At 62.0% G+C, this 7,713-nt stretch carries 5 protein-coding genes; all 5 read left to right on the top strand.

What is annotated here, in order from left to right; translation table 11 throughout:
• Positions 1-287 precede the first annotated feature (287 nt).
• The 5 genes from nhaD to QZY03_RS09925 all read left to right on the top strand — a co-directional run bounded on the left by nhaD (position 288) and on the right by QZY03_RS09925 (position 7,551).
• Positions 288-1,679: a sodium:proton antiporter NhaD gene (nhaD, locus tag QZY03_RS09945; protein WP_363169328.1), complete on the top strand. Its 1,392-nt coding sequence runs from the start codon at positions 288-290 to the stop codon at positions 1,677-1,679.
• A gap of 298 nt (positions 1,680-1,977) precedes the next feature.
• Complete coding sequence (locus QZY03_RS09940; RefSeq protein WP_295580531.1) at positions 1,978-2,421, top strand: hemerythrin domain-containing protein; 444 nt, start codon at positions 1,978-1,980, stop codon at positions 2,419-2,421.
• Between the two features lie 142 nt (positions 2,422-2,563).
• On the top strand, positions 2,564-5,416 hold the full coding sequence (locus QZY03_RS09935) for a valine--tRNA ligase (RefSeq protein ID WP_295580529.1): 2,853 nt from the start codon (positions 2,564-2,566) through the stop codon (positions 5,414-5,416).
• A 292-nt stretch (positions 5,417-5,708) separates the two neighbouring features.
• On the top strand, positions 5,709-7,181 hold the full coding sequence (locus tag QZY03_RS09930) for a lipopolysaccharide biosynthesis protein (protein ID WP_295580527.1): 1,473 nt from the start codon (positions 5,709-5,711) through the stop codon (positions 7,179-7,181).
• Positions 7,153-7,551, top strand: coding sequence for a hypothetical protein (locus QZY03_RS09925; protein ID WP_295580525.1), 399 nt, complete (start codon positions 7,153-7,155; stop codon positions 7,549-7,551). The genes QZY03_RS09930 and QZY03_RS09925 overlap by 29 nt, the downstream gene beginning before the upstream one ends.
• Positions 7,552-7,713 lie beyond the last annotated feature (162 nt).

The raw sequence follows: 7,713 nt of genomic DNA, 5'->3' as shown, positions 1-7,713 counted from the left end.
GTCCCGCCGCGATGGGACCAGGCGCGTCGCCGCGGCGTTAGAAGTCACCACGGCACCGCATCGCGGCGGGACGCCGCTCCCACAAGGCCACGGGCTGATGTTTACGGAAGTCTCCACCTCCGGTGCGCGACACCAGGGCGTGACCGGATCGCTGTCAAAGCCGCCGCGCGACACATCGCGCCGCGCCGCCAGGCATCCGCAGGCTTGGCCCACACCCCGTCTCGGGTTATGGTACAGCCATGCTGTATCGCGCCCCGATCCTCAGGAGCCCCTCACCCGTGTTCATCCTGCCTGCCGTCCTCATCGGGGTCCTCGCCCTGTTCTTGCCAATCGTCGCCGTCGCGTCAGGGACCGCCGATCACCCGGATCTGACTCGGCACCCGGCAGGCTTAGCGGCCCTTTTGATCTTTCTCGCGGCCTATGTGCTGGTGATGGCAGAGGAGTTTCTGCACCTGCGCAAGTCCAAGCCGGTGGTGATCGCGGCCGGCGTCATCTGGGCCATCCTCGCCTATGTCTCCGCACAACAAGGCGCACCCCAGGCGGCGGAGCAGGCAGTGCGGCACGCCTTCCTGGACTTTGCCGAGTTGATGCTGTTCCTGTTGGTGGCGATGACCTACATCAACGCGATGGCTGAACGGCGCGTCTTCGATGCCCTGCGCGCCTGGCTGATCCGCGCCGGCTTCAGTTTTCGCTCGCTGTTCTGGATGACCGGAACTCTGGCTTTTTTCATCTCGCCGATCGCCGATAACCTGACCACCGCGCTCCTGATGGGCGCAGTGGTGCTGGCGGTCGGCGGCGAGAACCGCACTTTTGTTACCCTCTCCTGCATCAATATCGTGGTAGCGGCCAACGCCGGCGGCGCTTTCAGTCCCTTCGGCGACATCACCACCCTGATGGTCTGGCAGAAAGGGATCATCGACTTCTTCGGGTTTTTCGCACTCTTCCTCCCCGCCCTGGTGAACTGGCTCGTCCCGGCCATCCTGATGCACTTCGCGGTGCCCGATCACAAGCCCGCGACGGCTTCCGAAGCGGTCACGATGAAACGCGGAGCCCGCCGCATCATCGCCCTGTTCCTGGTCACGATCGCCACGGCGGTGAGCTTCCATTCGTTCCTCCACCTCCCCCCGGTCATCGGGATGCTGACCGGTCTGAGCTATCTCCAGTTCTTCGGTTATTACCTGCGCATGACCCACACGCGCTGGCAGCACCGACAGGGGGATAGGGCAACCCAGGTGGGCGACATGACCCCCTTCGATGTGTTCAATCCGGTGGCGCGTGCCGAGTGGGACACCCTGCTGTTCTTCTACGGCGTGGTGCTCTGTGTGGCCGGACTGGGCTATGTCGGGTATCTGTCGCTGGCCTCGGAGGTGATGTACCTGCAGTGGGGACCGACCGCAGCCAACATCGGAGTCGGAGTGATCTCGGCGGTTGTCGACAACATCCCGGTGATGTTCGCGGTGTTGTCCATGAATCCGGCCATGGATCAGACCCAGTGGCTGCTGGTGACGCTAACCGCCGGGGTCGGTGGGTCGCTCCTGTCGATCGGCTCCGCGGCCGGCGTCGGGCTCATGGGTCAGGCGCGCGGCGCGTACACCTTCTTTGGACACCTGAAGTGGACGCCGGCAATCGCGTTGGGGTATTTCGCGAGCATCGGGGTGCATCTGTGGATCAACGGCTGAACGCGGTGCGGCGGCTGGCGCCGCGAACTTCGTGACGCAGAGACGCCTTGAATTTCAGTCATTTCACCGCAATATCGTAAGTCCGCCTGAGAATTTTGCCACCGGCTGGCCGATCCCCTTTGTCATTTATTGATAAAGGGGCTTTGACTTGCTGCCGTTTATAGACTAAACCAGTATCACCTACCCGCTCGTGTGAGGGCCAGCAGGCAAGGTGCCGCCGATGTATCGGCGACGGAGTGTTATCGAAGGATTCATCCTTACGGCAGCGCCCGCAAACAACTAGCGATGAGGACAATTTGTGAATACTCTCGACGGTTTCCGCAGCACCCACTCGGAGCTGCGTCAGATGATGGCCGATCTGCGCCCGATCCTGAACAAGGCGCAGCTCCGGTTTCGTCCCAACGCCAAAGCCGCATTCGAACTCTTGTGTGACCTGGGCGAGACGATGCGGCGGCATCTCGCGGCGGCCGATCACGGCCTGTATCCGCGCCTGCTGGTTCACGAGGACCCCAAGGTCAACTCACTGGCCTGGGGATTCATCAGCAGCGAGAAACCCCTGCGCGCAACCTTCGACGACCACTACACGAACTGGCTCAAGAACTGCGATTACAACTTCTGTGATCAGTTCCTGGCCGAGACGCACGAGGTCTTCGATCTGGTCACGCAACGCATTGATCACGAAGAGCAGGTTCTCCTCCCCAAGCTGGTCGAGATCGGGCTGTTTCAAGACCTGAAGGTCTGACCCCACGCGCCCCAGCGGCGCACAGCCGCTGCATCCGCGCGCTTCACACCCTTATCGAGGGGGTCCGCCTGCCGTCTGACCCATTCCGCCGGGTATACTCGCGCTTATCGCTCGACTCACCCCGCGGACAGACGCAAGCGCCATGCTGGACAAAAATTACGACCCCAAGACCCTGGAAAGAGCCTGGTATCAACGCTGGGAGGAGCGCGGCTGGTTCGCGCCGGATGCCGCCGCGCCCGCCCCAACCGCCGGCGCCGACACCTACTGCATCATGATCCCCCCGCCCAACGTGACGGGCAGCCTGCACATGGGCCATGGGTTCAACAACACGGTGATGGACGCGCTGATCCGCTACCACCGGATGAAAGGCGAGCGCACCCTGTGGCAGCCGGGCACGGATCACGCGGGCATCGCCACCCAGATGGTGGTCGAACGCCAACTGGCGGCAAAGGGCACGACCCGCCACGATCTGGGCCGCGCCGCCTTCATCGACCGGGTCTGGGAGTGGAAGGGGGAATCCGGCGGCACCATCACCGGCCAATTGCGTCGGCTGGGATCCTCGTTGGACTGGGCCAACGAACGTTTTACCATGGACGAGGGTCTGTCCACCGCGGTGCGCGAGGTCTTCGTGCGCCTGCATCAGGAGGGTCTGATCTACCGCCGTAAGCGTCTGGTCAACTGGGACCCGGTACTGCACACCGCGGTATCGGACCTGGAGGTGCTCTCGGAAGAAGAATCCGGGTTCATGTGGGACATGCGCTACCCCCTCGTCAATGGGACCGGACACCTGGTGGTCTCCACCACCCGTCCGGAGACCCTGCTGGGGGACTGCGCGGTGGCGGTCAACCCCAACGATGAGCGCTATCAACACCTGATCGGCGAGTTCGTGGAGTTGCCGCTGACCGGTCGGCGTATCCCCATCATCGCCGACGACTACGCCGACCCCGCGTTCGGCACCGGCTGTGTCAAGATCACCCCGGCCCACGATTTCAACGACTATGAGGTCTGGCTGCGTCATCGCGATGAAACGCCCATTGCCGATCAACCCCACGGCGGCCTGATCAACATCTTCACCCCGGATGCCGCGGTGCGCTCCAACCTGCCCGAGGAAGGCAGCCTGCTCCCCGCCCCTTATATCGGTCTGGATCGCTTCGCCGCGCGCAAGCGGGTGGTGGCGGATCTCGACGCCCTGGGGCTGCTGGCCCTGGTCAAGGACCATCGGCTGCAGCAACCCCGCGGCGACCGCTCAAGTGCCCTGATCGAGCCCTATCTCACCGATCAGTGGTATGTGCGCATCGCGCCGCTGGCCGAACCCGCCATCGCCGCGGTGGAGGACGGACGCATCCGCTTCGTCCCCGACAATTGGAAGAACACCTATTTCGATTGGATGCGCAACATTCAGGACTGGTGCATCAGCCGCCAGATCTGGTGGGGGCACCGCATCCCCGCCTGGTATGACGCGCAGGGCAATGTCTATGTCGGCCGCGATGAGCAGGAGGTGCGGGCAACTCACGGCCTGGCGCCTGAGCTTCCGTTGGAACAGGACCCGGACGTGCTGGACACCTGGTTCAGCTCCGCACTCTGGCCCTTCAGTACCCTGGGCTGGCCGGACGAGACCGAGCGGCTGCGCGATTTCTACCCGACCTCGGTGCTGATCACCGGCTTCGACATCATCTTCTTCTGGGTCGCCCGGATGATCATGATGGGCCTGAAATTCATGGGCGAGGTCCCGTTCCGGGATGTCTATATCCACGGCCTGGTACGCGACGCCCACGGCGACAAAATGTCCAAGTCCAAGGGCAATGTCCTCGACCCCATCGATCTGATCGACGGCATCGATCTGGAGACACTGGTCGAGAAGCGCACCAAGGGCATGATGCAGCCGCACCTGGCAGAGAAGATCGCGAAACAGACCCGCGTTGACTTCCCCGGCGGTATCCCCGGCTTCGGTACCGATGCGCTGCGCTTCACCTTCGCCGCGCTGGCCACCACCGGCCGCGACGTGAAATTCGATCTTGGACGGATCGAGGGCTACCGCAACTTCTGCAACAAACTGTGGAATGCGTCGCGCTATGTCCTGATGAACACCCAGGATCAGGACTGCGGCCTGGGGGCCGCCCCCGCGGACCTGGAGTTCAGCGCCGCCGACCGCTGGATCAACGCCCGTCTCCAGGCGACCACCAGCACCGTGCGCGAGTCCCTCGACAACTACCGCTTCGACCTGGCCGCTCAGGCCATCTATGAGTTCACCTGGAACGAGTTCTGCGACTGGTACCTGGAACTCTGCAAACCGGTACTGACCGGCACCGACGCCAATGACGCCGCCCGCCGCGGCACCCGCCGCACCCTGATCACCACCCTGGAGACCCTGCTGCGGCTGGCTCACCCGATCATGCCCTTCATCACCGAGGAGATCTGGCAACAGGCCGCGCCACTCGCCGGAGTCCAGGGCGAGACCATCATGCTCGCCCCCTACCCCAGGGCCGACGCCGGCGATGCCACCGCCGATCGGGAAGTCACGGCCGAAATCGACTGGGTCCGCCAGTTCATCCTCGGTATGCGGCGCATCAAGGGCGAGATGAACATCCCGCCGGGCAAGCCCCTGCCGGTACTGATCGCCAACGCCTCGGAGCAAGACCGCCGCTGGATCACGGCCGCCCGCCCCTACCTGGACTTCCTGGCCCGCACCCAATCCATCACCGTACTCGACGACCCATCCCAGGCGCCCGAGTCCGCCATGGCGCTGGTCGGCGAAATGAAAGTCCTGATTCCCATGGCCGGGCTGATCGACAAAGACGCCGAACTGAAACGGTTGGACAAGGAAATCGCGCGCCTGAGCGACGACGTGTCCCGCACCCAGACCAAACTCACCAACCCCGCCTTCGTGGACAAGGCCCCGGCGGCGGTGGTGCAGAAGGAGCGCGACAAACTCGCCGAACACGCCACGGCGATCGGCAACCTCAAGACGCAGCGGGAGCGAATCGCCGCGCTGTAGCCCTCGCGGGACCCGGACGTAGCGCGGAATTCGTGACACCGCGATGCCGATCTCGGTCCCGCCCAACAGGTCCAGGTCCTAAAACAGGGCCACGAAGTCCTTGCCCTGTTTGCACCGTCTGCCCATCGCCTGCCTGCCCCCTTTCTCGGGAGCGGTGTCACGCAAGTCTGGGCGCCCTGCGCCCCAGTGCCTGCCGGCCGAGTTATGATCAAGGCCCGCGGAATATCGGCTTTCGTTCAGAGACGCATTAGAATGCACCCTTCTGACTCGCCGCCCTGGAATCCGCCCGCTTGTGAATCCCCTGAAGCAACTCGCCTCCCAGACCGCTGTTTACGGCATGAGCAGCGTGCTGGGACGCTTTCTCAACTATCTGCTGGTCCCGCTCTTCACCTACACCTTCGCGCCGGCGGAGTACGGTGTCGTGGCGGAATTCTATGCCTACATGGGATTCCTCGCGGTTCTGCTGGTGTTCGGCCTGGAGACCGGCTATTTCCGCTTCCGCTCGGGCGGCGAACGCCCCGCGCCGGTGGTCTTCGCCACGGTGCTGCGCGTCCTGGTGCTGGCCAACCTCGCCTTCTTCATCCTGGCGTTCGCGCTTCGCCAACCGGCCGCGGACCTGCTGCGCCACCCCGCACATCCGGAATACATCTGGTGGTGCGCCGCGATCCTCGCTCTGGACTCGATCGGCGCGGCGGCCTTCGCCCGCCTGCGGGCGGAGAACCGCGCCGGGCGTTTCGCCGTGGTGAAGCTCATCGAGATCGCCATCAACATCGGCCTCAACCTCTTTTTCATCCTCGGCTGCCGCGCGGCCTTTGACGCGGACCCGCAGTCCTTCCTCGGCCGGCTGTGGGACCCGACTATCGGGATCGGCTATGTCTTCATCGCCAACCTGGTGGCGAGCGCAATCAAGCTCCTGATGCTGGCGCCCCAGTTCAACGGGGGACTGCGGGGATTCGATCGGCCGCTTTTCGCCCGACTGATCCGCTACTCACTGCCGATGGTGGTCATCGGCATGGCTGGAATCGTCAACGAGATGCTGGACCGGGCAGCGCTCAAATACCTCCTGCCCTACGACGATGCGACCAATATGGCGCAGCTTGGCATCTACAGCGCCTGCTATAAGCTGTCGATCCTGATGACGCTGTTCATTCAGGCGTTTCGCTATGCCGGCGAACCCTTCTTCTTCGCCTATGCCAAGCGGGCCGACGCCGGACGCGTCTACGCCATCGTGCTGAATTGGTTCGTCATTTTTTGCGTGTTTATCTTCCTTCTGGTCACGCTGTTCCTTGATGTCTTTCAGTACTTCGTCGGGGCGGCCTACCGCGAGGGGCTCTCGGTGGTTCCGGTCCTATTGCTGGCCAACTTACTGCTCGGCATCTATGTGAATCTGTCTATCTGGTACAAGCTGACCGACCGCACGCTGATGGGCGCCTGGGTCTCACTCCTCGGCGCAGCCATTACCGTCATCATGCTGATCACCCTGATCCCCACCTGGGGCTACGCGGGTGCCGCCTGGGCGCATCTGGCCTGCTACAGTACGATGGTGGTGGTCTCCTATCTCCTGGGTCGACGCTACTATCCCGTGCCCTATGACCTCAAGCGGGTATTCGGTTACCTGGCCCTGGGCCTCGTGCTGTTCGGTGCGAGCAGGTTGCTGGTGGGTGTACTCGGCTGGCAAGCGCCGCTGGTCGGCGGCGGATTGCTCGTGCTGTTTTTGGTGCTGGTGTTCTTCGCGGATGGGCGGGCGCTGGTTCAGCGGCGCTGAGCAAGCGACTATCCGGAGTTATCCACAGATGTCACAGATGTTCACAGATGAAGAAAAATACTCCATGTTAAGACCGGGAGACATCGTGGATAATTTAGAAATTCAAATATCGGGCAGAATTCAGAACAGCAATTTTCCGGTCTGGAAGAATGCGCTCCTGAACCAAATTGGCCTCATTAATCTGAAGTTAATTACCGACAACGACTTTGCCGCCGCAACAGAAGATGCAAAATTACTGAAAAGAGCGGAAAAGACGATTCTGGAAGCAAAAATCAGAGCGATTGAACAAACCGAAGAAATTCAGCGATTGTTTAATGCGCTTGATGAAATATCAGAGCAGGCAAGGCAAGCCAGGTTAGAGCCTGTCTAGGAACTAACATATTGATTTTATATTGTAAAAATCGTAGAATTATGGCTCTCTGGGATTTCCCGTGGCAATTTACCGTAACATAATCAATAAGATATTGTGTATCGTCAAAATTTACTGACCCCTGTCATGGTCGGCACTGCCGCACCGTAATGCGTTGATTTT

This window comes from uncultured Lamprocystis sp. (genome assembly GCF_903933125.1).
GTDB lineage: Bacteria > Pseudomonadota > Gammaproteobacteria > Chromatiales > Chromatiaceae > Thiodictyon.
This window is presented reverse-complemented; position numbering and strand designations above follow the sequence as displayed.

What these genes read in the sequence shown, in the direction of transcription:
- QZY03_RS09925 (WP_295580525.1), top strand. Translation starts at nt 7,153, where the DNA reads ATGGGCGGGCGCTGGTTCAGCGGCGCTGAGCAAGCGACTATCCGGAGT.
- QZY03_RS09935 (WP_295580529.1), top strand. Translation starts at nt 2,564, where the DNA reads ATGCTGGACAAAAATTACGACCCCAAGACCCTGGAAAGAGCCTGGTAT.